Origin of the sequence: Variovorax sp. CCNWLW186 (genome assembly GCF_037203865.1) — a bacterium.
Classification (GTDB): Bacteria; Pseudomonadota; Gammaproteobacteria; order Burkholderiales; family Burkholderiaceae_C; genus Variovorax.
The window spans coordinates 315,221-339,084 of sequence record NZ_JBBCBO010000002.1; the positions used below are offsets into that span (position 1 = coordinate 315,221).

18 protein-coding genes are annotated in these 23,864 nt (G+C 67.1%); 8 read left to right on the forward strand and 10 right to left on the reverse strand.

What is annotated here, in order from left to right:
* Positions 1-2: 2 nt before the first annotated feature.
* Entirely contained in the window at positions 3-506 is a 504-nt protein-coding gene (locus V9K97_RS03990; protein ID WP_258501785.1) for a hypothetical protein, read from the reverse strand.
* Between the two features lie 53 nt (positions 507-559).
* On the opposite strand from V9K97_RS03990, the gene xdhC reads away from it, so the two are divergent.
* The 4 genes from xdhC (at position 560) to V9K97_RS04010 (ending at position 5,840) form a co-directional block, all read left to right on the forward strand.
* Complete coding sequence (gene xdhC / locus V9K97_RS03995; protein ID WP_337316366.1) at positions 560-1,366, forward strand: xanthine dehydrogenase accessory protein XdhC; 807 nt, start codon at positions 560-562, stop codon at positions 1,364-1,366.
* Between the two features lie 223 nt (positions 1,367-1,589).
* Positions 1,590-2,795, forward strand: a complete 1,206-nt coding sequence (locus tag V9K97_RS04000) for a urate hydroxylase PuuD (RefSeq protein WP_337316368.1) — start codon at positions 1,590-1,592, stop codon at positions 2,793-2,795.
* Between the two features lie 75 nt (positions 2,796-2,870).
* Positions 2,871-4,220 carry a glycerate kinase type-2 family protein gene (locus V9K97_RS04005; protein WP_337316370.1) on the forward strand — a complete coding sequence of 450 codons (1,350 nt, stop codon included), beginning with the start codon at positions 2,871-2,873 and terminating at the stop codon, positions 4,218-4,220.
* 177 nt (positions 4,221-4,397) lie between these two features.
* Positions 4,398-5,840, forward strand: a complete 1,443-nt coding sequence (locus V9K97_RS04010; protein WP_337316372.1) for an NAD-dependent succinate-semialdehyde dehydrogenase — start codon at positions 4,398-4,400, stop codon at positions 5,838-5,840.
* 375 nt (positions 5,841-6,215) lie between these two features.
* Here V9K97_RS04010 and mgtA read toward each other — a convergent pair whose 3' ends face one another.
* The 9 genes from mgtA to V9K97_RS04055 form a co-directional block, all read right to left on the reverse strand.
* Positions 6,216-8,942, reverse strand: a complete 2,727-nt coding sequence (gene mgtA, locus V9K97_RS04015; protein ID WP_337316374.1) for a magnesium-translocating P-type ATPase — start codon at positions 8,940-8,942, stop codon at positions 6,216-6,218.
* 203 nt (positions 8,943-9,145) lie between these two features.
* Positions 9,146-9,352 (reverse strand): hypothetical protein, encoded by a 207-nt coding sequence (locus tag V9K97_RS04020; RefSeq protein WP_337316376.1) that lies wholly within the window; start codon positions 9,350-9,352, stop codon positions 9,146-9,148.
* A gap of 357 nt (positions 9,353-9,709) precedes the next feature.
* Positions 9,710-9,922: a hypothetical protein gene (locus V9K97_RS04025; protein ID WP_258501777.1), complete on the reverse strand. Its 213-nt coding sequence runs from the start codon at positions 9,920-9,922 to the stop codon at positions 9,710-9,712.
* Between the two features lie 52 nt (positions 9,923-9,974).
* Complete coding sequence (locus V9K97_RS04030; RefSeq protein ID WP_258501776.1) at positions 9,975-10,394, reverse strand: acyl-CoA thioesterase; 420 nt, start codon at positions 10,392-10,394, stop codon at positions 9,975-9,977.
* Between the two features lie 19 nt (positions 10,395-10,413).
* On the reverse strand, positions 10,414-11,415 hold the full coding sequence (locus V9K97_RS04035; RefSeq protein ID WP_337316379.1) for a Bug family tripartite tricarboxylate transporter substrate binding protein: 1,002 nt from the start codon (positions 11,413-11,415) through the stop codon (positions 10,414-10,416).
* A 35-nt stretch (positions 11,416-11,450) separates the two neighbouring features.
* Entirely contained in the window at positions 11,451-13,067 is a 1,617-nt protein-coding gene (locus V9K97_RS04040) for an indolepyruvate oxidoreductase subunit beta family protein (protein WP_337316381.1), read from the reverse strand.
* A gap of 8 nt (positions 13,068-13,075) precedes the next feature.
* Entirely contained in the window at positions 13,076-15,235 is a 2,160-nt protein-coding gene (locus V9K97_RS04045) for an indolepyruvate ferredoxin oxidoreductase subunit alpha (protein ID WP_337316383.1), read from the reverse strand.
* Between the two features lie 113 nt (positions 15,236-15,348).
* Positions 15,349-15,960, reverse strand: a complete 612-nt coding sequence (locus tag V9K97_RS04050) for a c-type cytochrome (protein WP_337316385.1) — start codon at positions 15,958-15,960, stop codon at positions 15,349-15,351.
* A gap of 44 nt (positions 15,961-16,004) precedes the next feature.
* The gene (locus V9K97_RS04055) at positions 16,005-17,204 is read right to left on the reverse strand and encodes a PQQ-dependent sugar dehydrogenase (RefSeq protein WP_337316386.1); all 1,200 of its coding nucleotides are present in this window, start codon (positions 17,202-17,204) and stop codon (positions 16,005-16,007) included.
* Positions 17,205-17,332: 128 nt separating this feature from the next.
* Between V9K97_RS04055 and V9K97_RS04060 the strand changes: the two genes are divergently transcribed.
* The 4 genes from V9K97_RS04060 (at position 17,333) to V9K97_RS04075 (ending at position 23,708) form a co-directional block, all read left to right on the forward strand.
* Entirely contained in the window at positions 17,333-18,238 is a 906-nt protein-coding gene (locus V9K97_RS04060; protein WP_443302549.1) for a LysR family transcriptional regulator, read from the forward strand.
* 193 nt (positions 18,239-18,431) lie between these two features.
* Positions 18,432-20,045, forward strand: a complete 1,614-nt coding sequence (gene xdhA / locus V9K97_RS04065) for a xanthine dehydrogenase small subunit (RefSeq protein ID WP_337316390.1) — start codon at positions 18,432-18,434, stop codon at positions 20,043-20,045.
* A gap of 2 nt (positions 20,046-20,047) precedes the next feature.
* Positions 20,048-22,498, forward strand: a complete 2,451-nt coding sequence (gene xdhB, locus V9K97_RS04070) for a xanthine dehydrogenase molybdopterin binding subunit (RefSeq protein WP_337316392.1) — start codon at positions 20,048-20,050, stop codon at positions 22,496-22,498.
* Positions 22,499-22,724: 226 nt separating this feature from the next.
* Entirely contained in the window at positions 22,725-23,708 is a 984-nt protein-coding gene (locus tag V9K97_RS04075) for a LysR family transcriptional regulator (RefSeq protein ID WP_258501765.1), read from the forward strand.
* The last annotated feature ends 156 nt before the right edge of the window (positions 23,709-23,864 follow it).

Genomic DNA, 23,864 nt, shown 5'->3' on the forward strand with positions numbered 1-23,864 from the left:
GGTCAGTCGCCTTGCAGCTGCCCTTCGGTGAGCGTGTCGAGCTGGAAGCGCCCGCTCTTGTCCCACAGCCAGGTGTCGGTCCACGTGACGGCACCCAGGCGCGTGGCCGCAGGGAAGGGCGCGGCCTGCAGCACGAAGCGTTCGATTTCGGCGATGACCTCGGGCGCGTGCTTGGGCGCGCGCATCCAGTGCAGAGACACCACCTTGCCGCCGGCATCGAGGTTGACCTGCAACGTGCCGACGGCGTACAGCAGGGGCGGCAACTGGCCGCTGTAGATGCGCGACCTGTTGGCTTCGTAGATGTGGCGTGCGGCATCGCGGCGGTACTCGCGCGCGGTGGCGGCATTCGAAGCGCGGGGCGCGGCGCCGGCCCCTCCGCGATCGGTCTTGACGTCGCTCAGCTGTCCCGGAACGGTGCCGGTGCTCCCGCAGCCGGCAAGCCAGAGAGCGCAAGAAAGAACGGATGCCGCCAAGGCAAGGCGACGGGGCGTAAGCTGACGATTCATCGCCGGGTTTATACCGTGAGTCTCGTGCAACCCCGCAACCGAAGGTATCGGAAATGAACGGCATGGTCGATCAATTGCTCACGCGCCTTGCGCGCGAAGACGCGGTGCTGGTGCGCGTCGAATCGACCCAAGGATCGGCGCCGCGCGAAGCCGGCACATGGATGGCGGTGTGGGCCGAAGGGCTCACGGGCACCATCGGTGGCGGCCAGCTCGAGTTCCAGGCCACGCAGGAAGCGCGTGAGCTGCTCGCAGGCCAGCGCGCCATCGACGGCATCCAGCGCTACCCGCTCGGCCCGAGCCTGGGGCAGTGCTGTGGCGGCGTGGTGTTTCTCTTGTACCGGCGCATCACGGCCGCCGATGCCCCGGCGCTGCAACGCGACTTGGTCGCCCAGCTCAAGCCCGTGGCGCTGTTCGGCGGCGGCCATGTGGGCGCTGCGCTCGCGCGGCTGCTGGCCAGCCTGCCGTTTACCGTGCGCTGGATCGACAGCCGTGACGGCGTGTTCCCCGAGGCGCTGCCGGCACAGATCGACACCGAGCATTCCGAGCCCGTGCAGGACGCCGTGGCCGCGCTCGCACCGGGCAGCCGCGTGCTGATCATGAGCTTCAGCCATGCCGAAGACCTGGACATCGTCATCGCCTGCCTCAAGCGGCTGCGCACGCATAACGACCTGCCCTACATCGGCTTGATCGGCAGCAAGACCAAGTGGGCCACCTTCAGCCACCGGCTCGAGGCGCGGGGCTTCACGCCCGAAGAACTGGCGCGCATCACTTGCCCCGTCGGCGTGCCCGGCATCACCGGCAAGGAGCCGGAAGTGATTGCCGTGGCGGTGGCGGCACAGTTGTTGCAATCGCTGGGTTGAACAGGGTTTTCCCGGCGGCGACGCCTTCAAAAAAGCAAACCGCCACTTGCCAAAACTGTATACACTTTCAGTCCACAACAAGCCGCAGCGGAGCGAGGCCCATGTCATGGAGCCTGCGTTCGCGGCACTTTCTCTGCTTACAGCGCCCGCAGTGGTGAGCAGGCTGAAGAAACCCCTTGGCGACGCCCCCACGCGCCCAAGGGGTTGAGAGAGAGCACCTCACATGGAAAGTTACTACCTCGACTGGGCCAACCTGCTGCTGCGCTGGGTCCACGTCATCACCGCCATCGCCTGGATCGGCGCCTCCTTCTACTTCGTGATGCTGGACAACAGCCTCGAGAAGCCGCAGGACCAGGAGTCGCTCGACAAGGGCGTGGGCGGCGAGCAGTGGGCCGTGCACGGCGGCGGCTTCTACAACATGCAGAAGTACGCGCTGGCGCCCAAGAAGCTGCCGGACCACCTGCACTGGTCGTACTGGGAGAGCTACAGCACGTGGATCACGGGCTTTGCGCTCTTCACCATGTCGTACCTGTGGAACGCCAGCACCTACCTGATCGACAAGAGCAAGATGGATTGGCAGCCCGGCGCGGCCATCAGCGTGGCGCTGGCCTTCTTCGTCGTGTTCTGGATGGTGTACGACGGCATCTGCCAGATCTTCGGGCGCCGCAAGCACGGCGACACCATCGTCGGCGTGCTGATCGCGGTGTTCATTGCCTTTGCCACCTGGCTCGCCTGCCAGTGGTTCGCGGGCCGCGCGGCCTTCTTGCTGGTGGGCGCGATGATGGCCACCACGATGAGCGGCAACGTCTTCTTCTGGATCATTCCGGGCCAGCGCAAGAACGTGCAGGCGCTGCGCGAAGGCCGGGCGGTCGATCCGGTGCACGGCCAGCGCGGCAAGCAGCGCAGCGTGCACAACACCTACTTCACGCTGCCGGTGCTGTTTGCCATGCTGAGCAACCACTACAGCTTCACCTACACGCACAAGTACAACTGGATCGTGCTGCTGCTCATCATGCTGGGCGGTGCGGCCATTCGCCAGTTCTTCGTGGTGCGGCATCGGTTCAAGCTCGGCAACGCGGGCAACCCGCTGCCCTATGCGCTGGTCGGCATCGTGGTGCTGGGCCTCACCATCGTGTGGATGAAGCCCGAGCCGGCTGCGGCGCCCGCGGCTGCAGCAGCAGCGCCCGCCGTGGCGTTCAAGGACGTGCAGAAGGTGCTCGAGCAGCGCTGCTTCATGTGCCACGGCGCCGCCGTGCAAATGAAGAACGTGCGCGTCGACACGCCCGACCAGGTGGCGGCGCATGCCCAAGCCATCTACCAGCAGGTGGTAGTGACGAAGATCATGCCGATGAACAACACAACGAGCATGACCGACGAAGAGCGCGCATTGATCGGCCGCTGGTTCCAGGCCGGCGCCAAGACGAACTAGACGCAGGGATAGACCGCGGTCAAGAGGGCGGACCGCCGTTCGCCGCACAATTGCCGGATGGAGACAAAGCAAGCCATGACCGCATCGAGCCCTTCTTTCGGCCCCACCCCTGACCCGCGCAAAGCACCGCGCGCCTTCCTCGAACATCTTTACCGCGTGGCGGTAGACCGCGCGCTGCCGCTTTCCACGCTGGGCGCGCATCTGCCGAAGCCGCCGGACCCGAAGAAAGGCCGCACGCTGGTGCTCGGCGCGGGCAAGGCGGGCGGCTCGATGGTGCAGGCGCTCGAAGCCCTGTGGCCGGCCGATGCGCCGCTGTCGGGCCTCGTCGTCACGCGCTACGACCACATTCCGCCCCGCCCCGAAGGCGTGCCCCAGCGCATCGAACTCGTCGAGGCTGCGCACCCGGTGCCCGATGCGGCCGGGCAGCAGGCGGCTGAGCGCATCCTTGCGCTGACGCAGGGCCTTACGGCCGATGACCTGGTGCTGTGCCTGATCTCGGGCGGCGGTTCGTCGCTGCTGGTGCTGCCGGCCGAAGGCCTCACGCTGGAAGACAAGCAGCGCATCAACAAACAACTGCTCGACAGCGGCGCGCACATCGGCGAGATGAACTGCGTGCGCAAGCACCTCTCGCGCATCAAGGGTGGCCGGCTGGCCGCGGCCTGTGCGCCGGCGCGCGTGGTCACGCTCACCATCAGCGACGTACCGGGCGACGATGCGGCCGTCATTGCGAGCGGCCCCACGGTGCCCGACGCCACCACTTGCGCCGACGCGCTGGCCATTCTCGACCGCTACGGCATCGAGGTGCCGGCGCCGGTGCGCGCCCAGCTCGAAAGCGGCGAACTCGAAACCCCGAAGCCGGGCCATGCGGTCTTCAAGGGCCATGAAGTCCACATGATCGCCACGCCGCAGCAGTCGCTCGAAGCCGCGGCCAAGGCGGCACGCGAAGCCGGCATCGAGGCGCACATCCTCAGCGACGAAATCGAAGGCGAATCGCGCGAGGTGGGCAAGATGCACGCGGCGCTGGCGCGCGCCGTGGCGAACCGCGGCCAGCCCTTTGCGCGGCCGTGCGTCATTCTTTCGGGCGGCGAAACCACCGTCACGATCCGGCCGCGGCAGCCCGGCCAGGCCAAGGGCCGCGGAGGCCGGGCCGGCGAACTTTGCATGGGGCTGGCCGGCGCACTCATGGGCCAGCCGCAGGTGTGGGCGCTGGCCGCCGACACCGACGGCATCGACGGCGTGGAAGACAACGCCGGCGCCTTCGTGACGCCCGACACGCTGGCGCGCGCCGCCGCGGCCGGGCGCAAGCTGTCGGACCACCTCGACCGCAACGACGCGTACGGCTACTTCGACGCGATTGGCGACCTGTTCGTGACCGGCCCCACGAACACCAACGTCAACGACTTCCGCGCGCTCCTGATTCTGTAGCGGCTGCAACGGCAAAAGGGGCCGGTTTCCCGGCTCCGGCGGCCTTCGCGAACTCGGGTTAATCTATGCACCCGGCGGCAAATTGCCGCCGCTGTCGCAAGCGCACCTTCCGGGTGCCGCATCGCGCATCCAGATTTCCCCTTTTTCACCATCCAGTCCTCGAAGGAAAAGTTCGCCATGACCGCCAGCTACACCGACACCCGCCTGCTGATCGACAACGAATGGGTCGACGCCACCGGCGGCAAGACCCTGGACGTCGTGAACCCGGCCACCGGCAAGGCCATCGGCAAGGTGGCGCATGCCAGCATCGCCGACCTCGACCGCGCCCTGGCCGCCGCCCAGCGCGGCTTTGAAAAGTGGCGCAACACGCCCGCCAACGAGCGCGCCGCCATCATGCGCCGCGCCGCCGGCCTGATCCGCGAACGCGCCCCCGAAATCGCCAGGCTGCTCACGCAGGAACAAGGCAAGCCGCTGGCCGAAGCCAAGGGCGAAACGCTGGCCGCCGCCGACATCATCGAATGGTTTGCCGACGAAGGCCGCCGCGTCTACGGCCGCATCGTGCCCTCGCGCAACCTGGCTGCGCAGCAACTGGTGATCAAGGAGCCGCTCGGCCCTGTCGCCGCCTTCACGCCCTGGAACTTCCCCATCAACCAGATCGTGCGCAAGCTCGGCGCCGCGCTGGCCACCGGCTGCTCGTTCCTGGTAAAGGCGCCTGAGGAAACCCCGGCATCGCCCGCCGCGCTGCTGCAGGCTTTCGTAGATGCCGGCATTCCGCCCGGCACCGTGGGCCTGGTGTTCGGCAACCCGGCCGAGATTTCGAACTACCTGATCTCGCACCCGATCATCCGCAAGGTCACCTTCACGGGCTCCACGCCGGTCGGCAAGCAGCTGGCCGCACTGGCCGGCGCGCACATGAAGCGCGTCACCATGGAGCTGGGCGGCCACGCACCGGTCATCGTCGCTGAAGACGCCGACGTCGCCCTGGCCGTCAAGGCCGCGGGTGCCGCCAAGTTCCGCAATGCCGGCCAGGTCTGCATTTCGCCCACCCGCTTCCTGGTGCACAACAGCCTGCGCGAAGAATTCGCCCGCACGCTGGTCAAGTACACCGAAGGCCTGAAGCTCGGCGACGGCCTGGCCGAAGGCACCACCATCGGCCCGCTCGCCAACGCACGCCGCCTGACGGCCATGGCCCATGTGCTGGACGATGCGCGCAAGAAGGGCGCAACCATTGCGGCCGGCGGCGAACGTGTTGGTGACACGGGCAACTTCTTCGCACCCACGGTGCTGACGGACGTGCCGCTCGATGCCGACGTGTTCAACAACGAGCCCTTCGGTCCGATCGCAGCGATTCGCGGTTTCGACACGCTTGAAGAAGCCATCACCGAAGCCAACCGTTTGCCGTTCGGCTTGGCAGGCTACGCGTTCACCAAGTCGATCAAGAACGCGCATCTGCTGAGCCAGAGGCTCGAACTCGGCATGCTGTGGATCAACCAGCCCGCCGCACCCTCGCCCGAAATGCCGTTCGGCGGCGTGAAGGATTCGGGCTACGGCTCGGAAGGCGGCCCGGAGGCTCTCGAGGCCTACCTGAACACCAAGGCTGTTTCGATCATGAGCATCTGAGCGGTTCGTTCAGATCGCTCGAGTTCTTGCGAAAAGGCGGCATCGCTTCGGCGGTGCCGCTTTTTTATTTAGTGCGGTGGCGTTGTTCAGGGCGGCGCACCCGCCGACGGGGTACCTTTCTCCGCGAATGTCCCCCGCCTTCGGCTCCTCCTTTATTTCGCTGCGCAAGGCACCCCGCCAGCGGGTGCGTTGCATAGAGCGGTCGTTGATCAGCGGTACACCCAGAGCGTGCCCAGGTGCACAGGGCATCGGGTGCTCCCCGCAGCGAAATAAAGGAGGAGGGGCGCAGCCCCGGGGGACATTCGCGGAGGGGAGTACCCGGTGGCCTTTGCACAAGCCCTGGACAGCAGCGCCCAGAACAAGCGCCAAAAACCGTCACTGCCACCCATACCGGCGCGCATACCACCCCTTGACCGTCTGCGTGAGCGTTGCATAGCCGGCCAGCATCGCGGCCAGCCATGGAAAGTAGGCCAGCGGAAGCGCCTGCAGTCTGAAGTAGTGCGCGAGCCGCCCCATTGGCAGCCAGATACCCGCCGCGGCAATCGCTGCGCCCATGGCCAGCAGCGGCCAGGCGGCGCGGCTTTGCAGGAACGGGATCTTTCGCGTGCGGATCAGGTGCACGATGAGTGTTTGCGACAGCAGGCCTTCGACGAACCAGCCCGACTGGAACAAGGTCTGGTGAGCAACCGTGTTGGCCGAGAACGCGAACCACATCACTGCGTAGGTCAGGATGTCGAACACCGAACTGAGTGGCCCGAAGAACACCATGAACCGCCCCAGGTCGGCCGGGTTCCAGCTTTGCGGCTTGCGCAGGAACTCGGGGTCGACGTTGTCGAACGGAATCGCAATCTGCGACACGTCGTACAGCAGGTTCTGCACCAAGAGGTGCAGCGGCAGCATCGGCAAGAATGGGAGGAACGCGCTCGCCACCAGCACCGAGAACACATTGCCGAAATTCGAGCTCGCCGTGAGCTTGATGTACTTGAGCATGTTGGCGAACGTGCGGCGGCCTTCGATCACGCCCTGCTCCAGCACCATCAGGCTCTTCTCCAGCAGGATGATGTCCGCCGACTCCTTGGCCACGTCCACCGCGCCGTCCACCGAAATGCCGATGTCCGCCGCACGCAATGCCGGCGCATCGTTGATGCCGTCGCCCATGAAGCCGACCACGTGTCCGTTGGCATGCAGCGCGTGCACGATGCGCTCCTTGTGCGCCGGCGTGAGCTTGGCGAACACCTGGTGCTGCTCGACCAGCGTGCGCAACCCCGCATCGTCCAGCGCCTCGATCTCGCGGCCGAGCACCACGTGGCCCGCCTCGATGCCCACGTCGCCGCAAACCTTGCGTGCGACCAGTTCGTTGTCGCCCGTGAGCACCTTCACCGCCACGCCATGCTCCGCCAGGGCGCGCAGCGCGGGCGCGGTCGATTCCTTCGGCGGATCCAGGAATGCCACGTACCCCAGCAGCGTGAGCCCGGATTCATCGGCCACGCCGTAGACAGGCTTGCGGGCGTTGGCTCTCAGTGCACGGCTGGCGACGGCCACCACGCGCAGCCCCTGCGCGTTCAGCTCCGATGCCACGCGGTGGATGCTCGCCAGCAAGTCGCCATCGAGCGCCAGCACTTCCGCGCCGCGCTCCACCGCGGTACACACAGAAAGAATTTCTTCGAGCGCACCCTTGCAAATCAGCAGGTGCTCGCTGCCGCCGTTCTCCACCACCACCGACATGCGGCGGCGCGAGAAGTCGAACGGCACTTCGTCGATCTTGCGCCAGGCCGTCTGCAGCCGCGTCTCGGGCTGCATCTCGGCGTGGTTCAGCACGGCCTTGTCGAGCAGGTTCTTCAGGCCCGTCTGGTGAAAGCTGTTCAGGTAGGCCAGCTGCAGCACTCGGTTCGACGCCTCGCCCCAGGCGTTGGTGTGGCGCTCCAGCACGATGCGGTCCTGCGTCAGCGTGCCGGTCTTGTCGGTGCACAGCACGTCCATGGCGCCAAAGTTGTGAATGGCTTCGAGCCGCTTCACGATCACCTTCTGGCGCGACATCACCACCGCGCCCTTGGCGAGCGTGGCGGTCACGATCATCGGCAGCATCTCGGGCGTGAGCCCGACGGCGATCGACAGCGCGAACAGCGCCGCCTCCCACCAGTCGCCCTTGGACACGCCGTTGATCACCAGCACCAGCGGCGCCATCACCAGCATGAAGCGGATCAGCACCCAGCTCACGCGGTTGATGCCGGCCTGGAACGCGCTCGTGCCCTGGTCGGCGGCGGCCACGCGCTGCGCGAGCGCGCCGAAGAAGGTGCGGTTGCCGGTGTGCACGATCAGCGCGGTGGCGGTGCCGCTGATCACGCTGGTGCCCATGAACAGAAGGTTCTCGCGCTCCAGCACGCCGGCTTCGGGGCTGCCCCGGTCGGTGGTCGGAAATTTTTCGACCGGCATGGCTTCGCCCGTCAGTGCGGACTGGCTGATGAACAGGTCCTTGGCGCCCAGCAGGCGGCAGTCGGCCGGAATCATGTCGCCGGCCGAAAGCGCGATCACGTCGCCCGGCACAAGGTCGCGCATCGGCACTTCGACGCGCGGAGCGCTCGCGGCGCCCCGTTCCGGCCGCAGCACGGTGGCGGTGTTGCTCACCATCGCCTTCAACCGCTCGGCCGCCTTGTTGGAGCGCGACTCCTGCAAAAAGCGCAACACCGTCGACAGCCCCACCATGCTGCCGATCACGAGTGCCGCCTTCATGTCTTCGGTCACGTAAGACACGAGCGCCAGCACCGTGAGCAGCAGGTTGAACGGATTGCGGTAGCACTGCCAGAGGTGCGTCCACCACGGCAAAGGCTGCTCGTGGCGAACCTCGTTGCTGCCAAGGCGCTTGCGCAGCGCCTGTGCCTTCTCTTCGCCCAGGCCCTGTGGCGAGCTGCCGAGTGCGGCGAGCAGCTCGCTTGCATCGGCGTGCGATGCGGCGGCCAGCGCCTTCGCAATGTCCGGCGGCATGGCGGCGGAGGCTACGCCGACGGGCTTCGAGCCCAGCATCGTCTGCCAGCGCTCGAAGTGATGCAGCATGCGGCGGCTGCGCAGGAAGCTCTCGAAAACGGACTTCAGGACGTTCTTCATTCTTTTTTCCTTCGCGGCGCGGGCCGCGAAGGGAAGAACCTCCCGCGTCAATCAGGCGTGGGAATCCCCTTGCGGCGCGGTGCGCTGCAAACTGTTGTTATCGATGGGTCGGAACATGGGTGGCGCGCAGGGGCGCCAATGAGAAGCGGGGTCCATGGAAGGCCTCCTTGATTCGTGCGTGCCGAGCTGTGCGGTGCTGCGTTTCAGCGTTGCGTGGTGCGGGAGGGTTGTTCCAGCAGCAGGAAGAAGCTGCGGATGCGCCGCGTGGTCCAGAGCGCGGCGGCGCGGTCCAGCGTCTCGTTGTCGAGGTCCTGCCTGCTGGCGGCTTCGCGCGCAGGCGCGTGCGCCGACGGGCGAACGGCGTCCTGCACCGGCTGCTGGTGCTGCTGACGAGATTGGAATTGACGCATGGCAAGGCTCCTTCGCGGTGAAGGGCCTCGCGCACGGACGCACGCAAGCTGACTGAAAAAGTCAGTGACGCAGAACGGCGGGATTCGGAAGGGGAGAACCGCTGGCCTGATGGGCGAACGGGTCACGCTGCGTGCACGGCGGCCGCAGCGCAAGAGAGCCTGCGCTAGAGGGCCGGATGTGTCACGCCTGCCGAGGCACGCGTCTTGTCACTGATCCAACTGGCACTGTCCACGCACGAGGCTCCGAAGTGAAGATCTTGCGATTGTTGCACTGCGTCATGAGGTGCGTCAACCCTTGGCGGCATATTCCGCGCTGCCAGCGCGGTGGCTCCGAAGGTGCGGGAGCGCCTTCTGGCTTCAGTTGGCGATGCACTGAAACAGCACGCCCGACTCGGCCGGCGCCCTGCCGAGCCACTTGGGCGTTGCATTCCGTGCGCTGCAGTAGTCGGAGGCCTGCACGTAGGTAGGGGCACGCAGCGCGCCGTCGCGAAACGGCGTCACCTCGTTGGGAGGCGAGGAGCAGCCGGTAACAACAAGCAAGGCGAGCGGAAAAAGAAGGTGCCGGTTCATCAGGCCATTCTAAGTAGGAGCAGGCGGTTCGCCGCCCGGCGGCGCGGCGCACTTATTCGCACAGCGAACGAATTTCCGGCGGAATCGGCACCGCGCGGATACCGCCGCCTTCGCGCCGGGCCGCAAAGATGCGCACTTCCTCGCACTCGAGAATCAGCTCGTCGCCACGCGTCACGCGGTAGGTCTGCACAAAGCTCTTGTCGCGCCACTCGGCAATGCGCACCGCAATGTGCAGCGTGTCGCCGTAGCTCGCGGCCTTGACGAAGCGCGTGTGCGTGTCGACCAGTGGGGTGCCGATCACACCGAGCGTCTTGGTGGTTTCTTCCCAGCGCGGTACGCCGCATTCCGCAAAGAAGTGGCGCGAAGCCGCATCGATCCAGCGGAAGAAGTTGGGAAACCAGACGATGCCGGCCGGATCGCAGTCGCCGAACTCGACGCGCGCGGTGTAGGTGATTTCTTTGCTGCTGCTCATCTGTTCATTGTCGCGGTGCTCAGTCGGCAACGATTTTCCGTTCGCGGATCAGCGCCCCGAAGCGCTGCGAATCGGCCGCGGCGCGTTGCTGGAAATCGGCCGGCGAGCCCGGCAACGCTTCGCCGCCCAGCGCGGCAATGCGCTCCTTCACGGCCGGCAGCGCAAGCGCGCGGTTGATCTGCGTATTGAGCTGCGCCACCACTTCGGGCGGCGTGCCCGCGGGCGCATAGAAGCCGAACACCGTGTCGGCATCGAAGCCACGCAGTCCGGCCTCGTCGAGCGTGGGCACATCAGGAAACTGCGGCGAACGGTGCGGGCTGCCCACCGCCAGCAGCCGCAGCTTGCCGGCGCGCACCTGCTGCAGGCCGATGCCAGGATCGAACGCATAGTCGATCCGGCCCGCGAGCAGGTCCTGCAGCGCAGGGGCGGCGCCGCGGTAGGGCACATGCAGCGCGAAGACGCCGGCTTGGCTCTTGAACATTTCGCCCGCCAGGTGCGGCGAGCTGCCGTTGCCCGGCGAGCCGTACGAGAGCTTGCCCGGGTTGGCCTTGAGGTACGAGATGAATTCGCGCACGTTGGTGGGCGGCAGCGAAGGCTTGGCCACCAAAAAGACCAGCACGCGCGCGGCCGCTGCCACCGGCACCAGGTCCTTGGCCGGGTCGAAGCTCATGCGCGAATACAGGTGCGGGTTTACCGACACCATGCCACCGGAACTCATGAGCAGCGTGTAGCCGTCGGCGGGCGCGCGCGCCACCGACTCACCGCCGACGTTGCCGTTGGCACCGGCGCGGTTCTCGATGACCACGGGTTGCTTGAGCGATTCCTGCAGCGGCTGCGAGACCGCACGCGCGATCTGGTCCGCGGCGCCGCCCGGCGGAAAGTTGACGACCACCTTGATCGGCTTGGCCGGCCATGCGCCGGACTGCGCCTGAGCATGCGTCTGCGCATGCGTGCAGGCCAAGAGCGCGCAGGCGGCGGTCAAAACAAGGCGGCGTCGCCAGGGAAGGGTGGGTTGGGGCATGGTGTTGTGTCTCCTTGGTTGTTATGAAATCTGCATCAGGCAGTGGTGGAAGGCGGCCGCTTCATCCAGCGGATTGGCTGCGCCTGCAATGGCCGGGGTGCCGCGCCGTGGCGCAACAGCGCGGCGTCGAGCGCCTTGCCGCCTTCGTCCGCCAGGGCCGCCTCGCGCGCCGCGGCAACCGCCTCTGCGCGCTTCGTTGCAGACAAGGCCGTACGGCCCGCGAGCTCGTCGATCACGTGCAGCAGGTTGTGCTTGCCGCGTTCATTGGTGCTGCCATAGCCCTTGATGAGCCGTCCGCACAGTGCGACTTCGCGGCCCAGTGACCAGGTTTCACGTGTGCCGCTTTCCACGGCCGCGAGCCAACGTTCGATCAAGGCTTGTTCTTCGGCAAAGCGCTGGCCGCGCCGGCGCAGCCATTTGAGCGAAGACAGAAGGCGCAGCGACGCCATGCCGAGCACCGAGTGGCTGCCCACCTTGAGCGGCAGGCCCCAGGGCTCCCGGCCGCGCGTCTGGCGGGTGCGGTCCCATGCGGTCACGCGGCGCGAAAGGCCGGGCGGCAGCAGCGCGGCGAATTCGGGCGCGCCGGGCTTGAAGTGGTCGTAGATCTTCACGATGTCTTCATCGGAGGCACGCACTTCCTGCCGCACGCGCTGCGCACGGCTTGCTCGGCCCTTGAGCGCGGCCACGCGAACGATGTCGTCGAAGGCCATCCACAGTGCGAGCCAGCGCGCGGCCTCACGGGTGATGGCAAAGCCCTGCGCACCGGCCGGGTCGGCGGCACGCTCGGCATCGAGCACCCTGGCCAGCCGCGCGGCATAGAGCTTGGCGTAGTCAGCGTCCTGGTAGTCGAGCACGCGCGCATGGCCGAGCGCGAGCATGTCGTGCACCGCCGGTGGAAAGCGCCGCGCCACGTCGTCGGGCAGCGCGCGCGCCGGTGGCGGTGCGTCGGCCGTGTCGCCCGCCATGATGCTGCTCACGAAGGCGGCCTGCGCGCGCGGCGCGCTTACCGCATCGAAGGCGGCGGCAAAGCCGCGCAGGCTGGCCGCGGCCATTTTGTTCAGCTTTTCAGGCGCGCTGGTGTCGCCGCCGCGCACCACGTGCTCGTAGGCCTCGCGCGGAAAGGGGAAAAGGCCGCTGCCCGCAATGGCGCCGAGCATCACGGCGCTGACCACCGTGCCGGCCTCGCGCGCCACGGCGTTCATGTCGAACACATGGTGCTCGCGGCTGAAGGCCTTGACCACGTCGAGCAGGTGCTGCGCATCGGCGCGGCCGTCGCCGGGCTGCATGCGTTCGGCCGTGGTGAAGATGCGCGCCGAAGAGCTGATGACCAGCGTGCGCAGCGGTGCGCTCATGCCGTTGCCGATCTGCCGCGCGGTCTCGAGCAGTTCCGAAGAGACGATGGCGTCGAGCGCGCCCGGCACCGGGCTCAGGCTGAACACCGGCCGCCTGCCGGCGAGCTGCGCGAGCGGCACGGGAAACACTTCGATGTAGTAGGTGGTGGCGCCGGTGCGCTGCGCCACGCCGGGAATCGACGTGCTCTGCGCGGCATAGCCGGCGTGGCGGGCAATGTCGACCAGCCACTCGGTAAGCACGCCGCCGCCTTCGCCGCCCAGGGCGCAGACGAGAAGGGTGATGGGTCGGTTCTGTTCCATGGCGTGACTCATGCGGGTTGAAGGGCGCGCACCACGGCCCCGCGCAGCGAGTGCAGCAGGCGTTCGTGCCATTTCGGGTTCTGCACCACCTCGGCGCGATAGAAGCTGGGGCACAGCGTGGCCGCATGCGCGTTCTCGCCGCACAGGCCGCAGCCCACGCAGCCATCGATCACGGTGGCCACCGGGTCGACCTTGAGCGGATCGGGGTTGTCCTTCAGCGTGAGCGTGGGGCAGCCCGAAAGGCGAATGCAGGCGTGGTCGCCGTTGCACACGTCTTCGTCGACGCCGTACTTCACGCGCACCACGCGCTCGCCTTTCTTGAGCAGGCTTGCAATCCACGGCTTGATGCGGCGCTGGCGCTCCAGCTGGCACTCGCCTTCGGCAATCACCACCTTCAGGCCGTTGAAGTCGCTGGTAAGCGCTTCGGTCAGCGTCTTGCGCATGCGCTCCACGTCGTAGGTGGTCACGGTGCGCATCCACTTCACGCCCAGGCCCGTCAGCGTGGCCTCGATGGTCTGGTTCTTGTCGACCAGGCTCTGCTGCTTGTCGACCGCGCGCTCCTTCATCTCGTCGTCGGGCGTGGAGATGATGTCCTGCGTGCCGGTGGCCGATGTGTAGCCGTTCTTGAAAATCAGCAGCACCGCGTCGTCGTCGTTGAAGAGCGCGCTCTGCACGCCCGTGAGCAGGCCGTTGTGCCAGAAGCCACCGTCGCCCATGATCGACAGCGTGCGTCGGTTCATCATCGGCGCCACGCCCGCGCGGCTGGCCAGGCTCATGCCGTAGCCCAGGATCGAATGCCCCATCGAGAACGGCTCGAAGGTGCCGAAGGCGTGGCAGCCGATGTCGGCTGCAATGTGCACCGGCCCGGTTTCCTGCTGCGCGAGCTTCAGGGCAGAGAACACCGGGCGCTCGGGACAGCCGACGCAAAAACTCGGCGGCCGGTTGGGCAGCGGCGCGGAGAGCTGGCGCGCCACGGCCTCGCGCCTCTCGCGGTTGCCGGCCAGCCAGGCCGCGGCGGACGAAGAGGCTTCGCCCGGCCCGATGTACTTGGCCGCGAACGTGCCGATGCCGCCCGCGAGCACTTCCACGCCGTATTCACCCGCCGAAGGCAGCATGTCCTTGCCGTGCAGCGGCGTCTGGATGTCGCGCCGGCGCAGCAAGGTGGCGATGTCCTGCTCGATGTATTCGGGCTGGCCTTCTTCCACCACCAGCACCGCGCGCTTGCCCACGCAGAAGTCGGCCACCTGCTCGGGCACCAGCGGGTAGGTCACGTTGAGCACCAGGATCGGGATGTCCGTCTCGCCGAAGGCATCGGCCAGGCCCTGCTGCTGCAGGCTGCGAATCAGCGCGTTGTAGAGCCCGCCCTGCACCACGATGCCCAGGTCGGCGTGGCGACTACCCGGAATGAGTTCGTTGAGCCCGTGCTCCACGATGTAGCGCCGCGCCGCCGGAATACGCTCGTCGCCCTTGAGCTTTTCGTGGCGGAAGGTGACCGGCGGATGCGCGAGCCGCATGTAGTCGAAGCCCGCGGGTTCCGTCATCAGCGCCCGGGTAGAGACGGCCGGCGCAATGTTGTCCTTGCACTCGAAGCTGCCGCGCACATGGCAGGTGCGGATGCGCAGCTCCATGAGGCATGGCATGTTCGAGGCCTCCGAGAGCCGGAAGCCGTGCTCGACCATGCGCACCATCTGGCCGAGGTCGGGCCGCGGATCGAGCAGGCACATGCTCGACTTGAGCGCGTAGGCATGCGTGCGCTCCTGGATCACGCTCGCCCCTTCGCCGTAGTCCTCGCCCACCACCACCAGCACGCCGCCCGTCACGCCGGGCGACGAGAGATTGGAGAGCGCATCGGCCGCCACGTTGGTGCCGACGATGGACTTCCACGTCACGGCGCCACGCAGCGGGTAGTGGATGGAAGCGCCGAGCATCGCGGCCGCGGAGGCCTCGTTGGAGCAGGCCTCCACGTGCACGCCCAGCTCGTCCATGTATGTCTTGGCTTGCACCATCACGTCGAGCAGGTGCGAAACCGGCGCGCCTTGGTAGCCGCCGACGTAGGCCACGCCGGATTGCAGCAGGCCTTTGGTGATCGCGAGGATGCCCTCGCCGTGGAATGTGTCGCCGGCGCCCAGGCGCAGCGATTGCACTTCCTTGCTGAATGAAACTTCCAAGAGATTCGGCTCCGATAAGTTGGTGTGGGTTGATGTGGGGTGAATGGCTGGCGGCAAAGGCGCGCGTTCCCCGCGCCGCGCTTTTAGCCGGCGTTGCGCTGCGGAATCGGTGGCTACTTGCCGGGCGGCATGGCGGCGGTGCCGGGAAAGCGCGCCGCGTAGTAGGCAAGGGTGTCCAGGTCCTCCGGCGGAATGCCGCTCACGGCCTCCGTCATCGCCTGCGTGTAGCCAGGCCGCTTGCCGGTGCGAAAGCCGTGCAGCGTCATCTGCAGGTAGTCTTCGCGCTGCTGTGCGATGCGCGGCACCTGCTGTCCGCCGCTCAGGTCGGCGCCGTGGCAGATCACGCAGCGGTGCGTTTGCGCCAGCGCCTGCCCACGCGCCATGCGGGCGGCATCGGGCGGCGTGGTCGGGGGCGGTGCGGGCACGGCCGGCAGCGTGGCAATGAACTCCGAGAAGCCGCGCAGGTCTTCGTCCTTCATGGTCTTTGCCACCGCCGTCATCGCGGGGTTGTCGCGCCGGCCTTCACGAAACAGGAACAGCTGCGTGATGGCATAGAACGAATGCTGGCCCGCGAGCACCGGTGTTCCCGCCATGTCACTGCGCCCGTTGGTACCGTGGCACGAGGCGCACACCGCCGCATAGCGCTGCGCATAGCTGCCCTGCGCGGCCTGCGTGCCTTGCGCACTGGCGGAAGGCGCTGCCGAAGCGAGGAGCATCATGGCCATGGCTACGCCTGCCTGCATGAAAGCCGCAAGAACGAAACCCCTGCTCATCGGCCGCTGTAGCTGATGCGGTAGATCGCGCCCGCGTGGTCGTCGCTCACGAGCATGGAGCCGTCCTTCAGCACCAGGAAGTCCACCGGCCGCCCGAGATAGTTGTTGTTCTCGACAAAGCCCGTCATGAACGGCTCGACCTTCGCGCCGCCCTTGCCGTCGGGCCATGCAACGGCAATGTCTGCGTACTTCACCGTGCGGTTCCATGGGCCGTGGCGCGCGATGAACATGGCGCCGCGGTACTTGCTCGGGAACATCTTTCCGTTGTAGAACGCAAGGCCCAGGCCGGCCGCGTGCGGGCCGAGCAGCGCCGCGGGCTTGGTGAACTCGCCGCAGTTCTTGCCCCAGCCGAACTCGGGGTCGGCGATGTTGCCCTGGTGGCAATACGGATAGCCGAAGTGCTGGTTGGGCGCAGTCACCACGTTCAGTTCGTCGTTCGGCAGGTCTTCGCTGAGCCAGTCGCGCCCGTTGTCGGTAAACCAGAGGTTGCCCGTCTTCGGATCGAAGTCGAAGCCCACCGTGTTGCGCACGCCGCGCGCCACCGTCTCGATGCCACTTCCGTCCAGGTTCATGCGAAAGATGCGCGCATGCGCCTCGTCGGGGTCGCAGATGTTGCAAGGCGCACCCACTGCGTAGTACAGCTTGTTGTCACGCACGCGCAGGTAGCGCCAGCTGTGGTCTTGCCCCCCGGGCAGCTTGTCGTTGAGCACCGCCGGCGTGCCGGGGTTGTCCAGCTTGTCCTCGATGCCGTCGTAGCGAACGATCTGCTTGTGCGTGGCAAGGTACAGCGCGCCCTTGTGATATTCGATGCCGGTGGCGAACTCGGTCTTGTCGACGATGGTCTTGGGCTTGCGGTCGCCCTTCTCCGCGATGGCATAGACCTTGTTGCCCACGAAGAGCGTGCTCACGAACACCGTGCCCTTGTCGCCCTGGCGGAGCGACCGCGCGTCGAGCACGCCCGAGGCCCAGGTCTCCACCTTGAAGCCCGGCGGCAGCTTGAACTTGGCGGTGGGCAACTGGTCGGCCGCGGTGGGAATAGGGAAGGAAGGAACCGGCGCCATGCGCGTGGCCGCCTCGGTCTTGGGGCGCCCCTTGGCCCAGCCCGGCTCCTCGGCCGGCGGCTGCTGGGCCCATGCGGCAGTGGTGGCAACGCAAAGCAGGGCGGCAATTGCCGCATGCGGACGCAGTCTGGCCATGTCTTGTCTCCTTCTCGTGGGTGGGCTCTTCGTGTTGGCCGACCTTGGGTCGATCGGCAACGGCGGCCAGTGTGCGAGCCCTGCGCCGGGTCTTCAATAAAATAATCGAGCTAAGTAATATGCACACCATGCATATACAAACGATAGACCTCAACCTGCTGCGACTGTTCGATGCGGTCTATCGCGCACGCAGCGTGAGCCGCGCCGCGGAAGAGCTGGGCCTCACGCAGCCCGCCGCCAGCCATGGCCTGGGCCGCCTGCGCCTGCTGCTGAAAGACGCGCTCTTTACGCGTGCGCCCGGCGGCGTGGCGCCCACACCGCGCGCCGACCGGCTGGCCGTTGCGGTGCAGGCCGCGCTCAACACGCTGGAAGAAGCGCTGCAGGAGCCCGGGCGATTCGAGCCGCAGGCATCGCGCAAGACCTTTCGCATTCACATGAGCGACATCGGCGAAGGCCGCTTCTTGCCTCCGCTCATGGCGCGGCTTGGCGAGCTGGCGCCAGGTGTGCGCATCGAGACCCTGCCGCTGTTGCCGACCGACATAGCGCCCGCGCTCGACAGCGGCCGCATCGACTTTGCGTTCGGCTTTTTGCCCAAGGTGCGCGACACGCAGCGCAAGCACCTGCTGAAAGACCGCTACATCGTGCTGCTGCGCAAGGGCCATCCGTTTGCTCGCGGGCGGCGCAACAGCCAAGCGCTCATCGAGGCGCTGCAAACGCTCGAATACGTGGCGGTGCGCACGCATGCGGAAACGCTGCGCATATTGCAGTTGCTCAACCTGGAAGAGCGGGTGCGGCTGACCACCGAGCACTTCATGGTGCTGCCCGCCATCGTGCGCGCCACCGACCTTGCGGTGGTGATGCCGCGCAACATTGCGCGCGGGTTTGCAGAAGAGGGCGGCTACGCCATCGTGGAGCCCGCGTTTCCGCTGCGCGACTTCACGGTTTCGCTGCATTGGAGCAAGCGCTTCGAGGCCGATCCGGCCAACCGCTGGCTGCGGCAGGTGATCACCGAACTGTTCGCGGAGGGCGCTTGATGAAAAAAGCGGCACCCGCCGGGGCGGATGACGCCCGATGTGGCCCAGGAATTGCTCACTGGCTCAAGGGTTTCCCCGTAGCTTGCATACCAGCCCCCACATACGCAATATGGGCGCTGCGGTATGTACCCGGCGGCGCAAGCCGCTAACGTCAACGCTTGGCCGAAACGAGCCGCCCACGAGCACGAAGAGCATGAGCACCGAGAGCAGCAACAAGACCCAACCCATCCGGTTTCTCCACCGCGGAAAAACCGTCGACGTCAGCGGCGTCCACCCCACGCGCTCCGTGCTCGACTGGCTGCGCGAGGACGCGCACTGCACAGGCACCAAGGAAGGCTGCAACGAAGGCGACTGCGGCGCCTGCACCGTGGTCGTCGGCGAACTGGGTGAGGCCGGCGGCCTAAAGCTGCAGACCGTCAACGCCTGCATCCAGTTTTTGCCCACCTTGCACGGCAAGGCGCTCTTCACGGTCGAAGACCTCAAGGACCAGTGCCAGGCCCATGCGGCGGGCGAGACCGAAGTTCAGGCGCAGGACAAGCGCCCGCATCCCGTGCACCGCCTGCACCCGGTGCAGCAGGCCATGGTCGATTGCCACGGCTCGCAGTGCGGCTTTTGCACCCCGGGGTTCGTGATGTCGCTGTGGTCCGCCTACGAGCACCACCAAGCCGAGGGCACCCTGCCCACGCGCCAACAGCTGGCCGACGATCTTTCAGGCAACCTGTGCCGCTGCACCGGCTACCGGCCGATTCTCGACGCCGGCCAACGCATGTTCGACCTGCCTCCGGTGCGGCTCGATGCGCAGCCGGTGGTGGCCGCGCTCACGGCCCTGCAAGGGAATTTGCAGCAAGAGGGCCTCGACTACGCCGCGCCGCTCGGCGCCCGCATCGACCACTTTCATGCGCCCAGAACGCTTGCGCAGCTTGCGGCGCTGCGCGTGCAGAAGCCCGGCGCACAGTTGCTCTCGGGCTCCACCGACGTCGGCCTGTGGGTCAACAAGCAGTTTCGCGACCTGGGCGACATCATCTACGTGGGCGACGTGGCTGAGATGAAGACCATCGAGGCGCGTGCCGACGAGCTCTACATCGGCGCCGGCGCATCGCTCGAATCCGCATTCGAAGCCCTGGTGCAGCGCGTGCCCAGCCTGCAGGACGTGTGGCTGCGCTTTGCGTCGCCGCCCATCCGCCATGCCGGCACCATGGGCGGCAACGTGGCCAATGGTTCGCCCATCGGCGATTCGCCGCCGGTGCTGATGTCGCTCGACGCGGAGATCGAACTGCGCCGTGGCGATGCGGTGCGCCGCATGCCGCTGCCCGATTTTTATGTCGACTACATGAAGAACCAGCTGCAGCCCGGCGAATTTGTGCAGGGCCTCGCGGTTCCGCTCGCGGCCATGCGCCGCCAGGTGCGTGCCTACAAGATCAGCAAGCGCTTCGATTGCGATATTTCCGCGCTGTGCGTCGGTTTTGCGGTGGAGCTGGAAGAGGGCAGCGACACGGTGAAGGCCGTGCGCCTGGCCTTCGGCGGCATGGCCGCCACCGTGAAGCGCGCCGCCCAGGCCGAGGCCGCACTCGTGGGCAAGCCCTGGACGCAAGCCAGCGTGAACGCCGCCAAGCTCGCGCTCGCGCAAGACTTCAAGCCGCTGTCGGACATGCGCGCTTCGGCCGACTACCGGCTGCAGGTGGCGCAGAACCTCATCCAGCGCCTCTGGCTCGAAACCCGCGCCGACGACGCACTCTCGCTCGAAGAGACCAGCGTCTGGAGCGTGATGCCCCATGCCTCGGCCAAGGCCGCGGCGGAAGGAGTCTGACCATGAACAAGCCCATCGACGCCCGCCTGCTGCAGCCCGCCGAGCCCTTTGCCGACTACCTGAAGAACACCGCCGCGCGCATCGACCCCGCGGCCGAGGCGGTGGCGCACGAACTCGGCGCGCGAGTCGGCATCAGCCGGCCGCACGAATCCGCGCACCTGCACGTGGCCGGCGAAGCCACCTACATCGACGACATTCCCGAGATTGCCGGCACGCTGCATTGCGCGCTGGGCCTCTCGCCCGCAGCCAACGGCCGGGTGACGGCGCTGTCGCTCGATGCGATTCGCGCCATGCCGGGCGTGGTGTCGGTGCTGACGGCCGACGACATTCCTGGCACCAACGACTGCGGCTCGATCGTGCACGACGACCCGATATTGCTGTCGCTGAAAGACGGCGGCCAGATCCGCTACCTGGGCCAGCCGGTGTTCGCGGTGATTGCCGAAAGCCGCGATGCCGCGCGCCGCGCCGCCGCAAAGGCCAAGGACGCCATCGCCGTCGAAGCCGAGCCGCCCGTGCTCACGCCGCAGGATGCGCACGCGCGCGGCCAGTATGTGGTGCCGCCAATGCACATCGTGCGCAGCGGCGGCGCGGCCAACGAAGGCGACGAGGCGGCGGTGCGCGCCGCCATTGCCACCGCGCCGCACCGCCACAAGGCCACGCTCGACGTGGGCGGGCAGGAGCAGTTCTACCTCGAAGGCCAGATCAGCTACGCCATTCCTAAGGAGGGCGGCGCGCTGCACATCCATTGCTCCACGCAGCACCCGAGCGAGATGCAGCACCTGGTGGCGCATGCGCTGCACCTGCAGTCGAACGAGGTGCATGTCGAATGCCGGCGCATGGGCGGCGGCTTCGGCGGCAAGGAATCGCAATCGGCGCTGTTCGCCTGCGTGGCCGCGGTGGCGGCCAGCAAGCTGCGCCGCCCGGTCAAACTCAGGCTCGACCGCGACGACGACTTCATGATTACCGGCCGCCGCCACTGCTTTTGGTACGAGTACGACGTGGGCTATGACGACGAGGGACGCATCCTCGGCGCAGAGATCACCATGGTCTCGCGCGCCGGCCACTCGGCCGATCTTTCGGGCCCCGTGATGACGCGTGCGCTGTGCCACTTCGACAACGCCTACTGGTTGCCCAACGTGGCGATGCACGGCTATTCGGGCAAGACCAACACGCAGAGCAACACGGCCTTCCGCGGCTTTGGCGGCCCGCAGGGCGCCATTGCCGTCGAGAACATCCTCGACTCGGTCGCGCGCGAGCTGAAGAAAGACCCGCTCGACGTTCGGCGCGTCAACTTCTACGGCAAGGCGGAGAACAACGTCACGCCCTACCGCCAGACCGTGACCGACAACATCGTGCACGAACTGGTGGCCGAGCTCGAAACGAGCAGCGACTACCGCGCCAGGCGCGAGGAGATCGCCGCGTTCAACCGGAAGAGCGTGGTGCTCAAGCGCGGCCTTGCGCTGGCACCGCTCAAGTTCGGCATTTCGTTCAACGTGAAGCACTTCAACCAGGCCGGCGCGCTGGTGCATGTGTACACCGACGGCTCCATTCTCGTGAACCACGGCGGAACCGAGATGGGGCAGGGCCTCAACACCAAGGTGGCGCAGGTGGTGGCGCACGAGTTGGGCGTGAGCTTCGAGCGCGTGCGCGTGACCGCCACCGACACCACCAAGGTGGCCAACACCTCGGCCACCGCCGCATCGACCGGCGCCGACCTGAACGGCAAGGCCGCGCAAGATGCGGCGCGTCAGATCCGCGAGCGGCTTGCGCAAAGCGCGGCCGAACGCCATGGCGGCAAGCCGGGCGAAGTGCGTTTTGCCAACGACAAGGTCGAAGTCAACGGCCGCACGCTGGCCTTCAGCACCGTGGTGGGCGAGGCGTATCTCGACCGCAAGCAGCTGTGGTCCGACGGCTTCTACGCCACGCCCGGCCTCAGTTGGGACAAGGAAAAGATGGAGGGCCGCCCGTTCTACTACTACGCCTATGGCGCGGCGGTGAGCGAGGTGGTCGTCGACACGCTCACCGGCGAATGGAAGCTCTTGCGCGCCGACATCCTGCACGATGCGGGCAAGTCGCTGAACCCGGCCGTGGACATCGGCCAGGTCGAGGGCGCCTTCATCCAGGGCATGGGCTGGCTCACCACCGAAGAGCTGGTGTGGCATCCGCAAAGCGGCAAGCTCACCACGCACGCGCCCAGCACCTACAAGATTCCGACGGCCAACGACTGCCCGCCGATCTTCAACGTGCGCCTGTTCGAAGGCCAGAACTTCGAAGACTCCATCCACCGCAGCAAGGCCGTGGGCGAACCGCCGCTACTGCTGCCGTTCTCGGTGTTCTTCGCCATCCGCGACGCGGTTTCCGCCGCGGGCGGCCACAGGGTCGATCCGCCGCTGAAGGCGCCGGCCACAAGCGAATCGATTCTTCGCGCCATCACGGCCGTCCAGTCCGCATAGCCCACTCGTAGACTTTGGCGCATGTCCAAGGTCCTTCCAATGCCCTATTCCCTGATCTCCTTCGCGAAACACCGCGGAACCGGCTTCGCCGGGCTGCTGGTGTTGCCCCCGGTAGGGGGTTGGCAAAGCGACACGAAGTGCGCGAAGACTGGGGGCGAGCCCAATCCTTACCGCGGAACCGGCCTTGCCGGGCCGCGGGTGCGGCCCACCGCCGGGGGGCCAAGCCATGCGTGACCAGGCCTTGTTCGACAAGATCGACTTGCACCTCATCCGGGTGCTGCACACCGTGCTGACCGACCGCAGCGTGTCGCGCGCCGCCATTCGCTTGGGCATGTACCAGCCGGCCGTGTCGGCCGCGCTGAAGCGCCTGCGCGAACTCTCGGGCGACCCGCTGCTGGTGCGCTCGGGTTCGGGCATGGTGCCGACCGATGCGGGGCTGCGCATGATCGAGCCCGCGGCGAGCATCCTGCGTGCCGCCGAAATGCTTTTCTCCGATGCGCGCGGCTTCGAGCCGCAATCGGCGGCCACCACCTTCCGCATTGCGGCCAGCGACTACATGGACCCGCTGTTCCTGCCGATGCTGGTGGCGCACGTGAAGCGCGAGGCGCCGCTGTGCCAGATCGAGATCCACGCGCTCACGCCCGATTCCGACTACCACGGCCATCTTGCGCTCGGGCAGGTCGACCTGGTGATAGGCAACTGGCTCAAGCCGCCCGAAGACCTGCACATGGCGCGGCTCTTCGGCGACGAGGTGGTGTCGCTGGTCAACCAGGACCATCCGGCCGTGCGCCGCGGCTGGGACCTGGAGACCTGGCTCGCAGCCGAACATATTGCGCCCACGCCCATGCACCCGGGCGGGCGCGGCATCATCGACCAGATGCTCGACGAACTGGGCAGGCAGCGCAACATCACGGCGCGCTGCGCGCACTTCAGCCTCATTCCGGACATGGTGGCCTCGAGCCTCCTGGTGCTCACCACCGGCCGCCAGTATTGCGAGCGCTTTGCCGCGCGGCTGCCGGTGAAGATTCTCGATTGCCCGGTGGCGCTGCCGCGCCTCATGTACTACCAGCTCTGGCACGAGCGCACCCATTCGTCGAGTTCCGCGCGCTGGCTGCGCGAATGCATCAAGGACGTGGCCGCCTCGCTGCGGCCCGCCTTCACCACGCAGGCCCAGCGGGCCGTCGCAGCGGAGGCTCCCGACCCGCCCTGACGAATCCTTCGGCCGCGCCGGCGTCGCGGCCGGGGCGACGATGAACGAACCGCCAAATACAACAGCTGGAGACAAGCGACATGAACAGGTTTGAAGAGGTGCCCAAGGTCACCGATCCCCACGCCTCGGGGACAGCCGCGCGCACCGCGCCGCGGA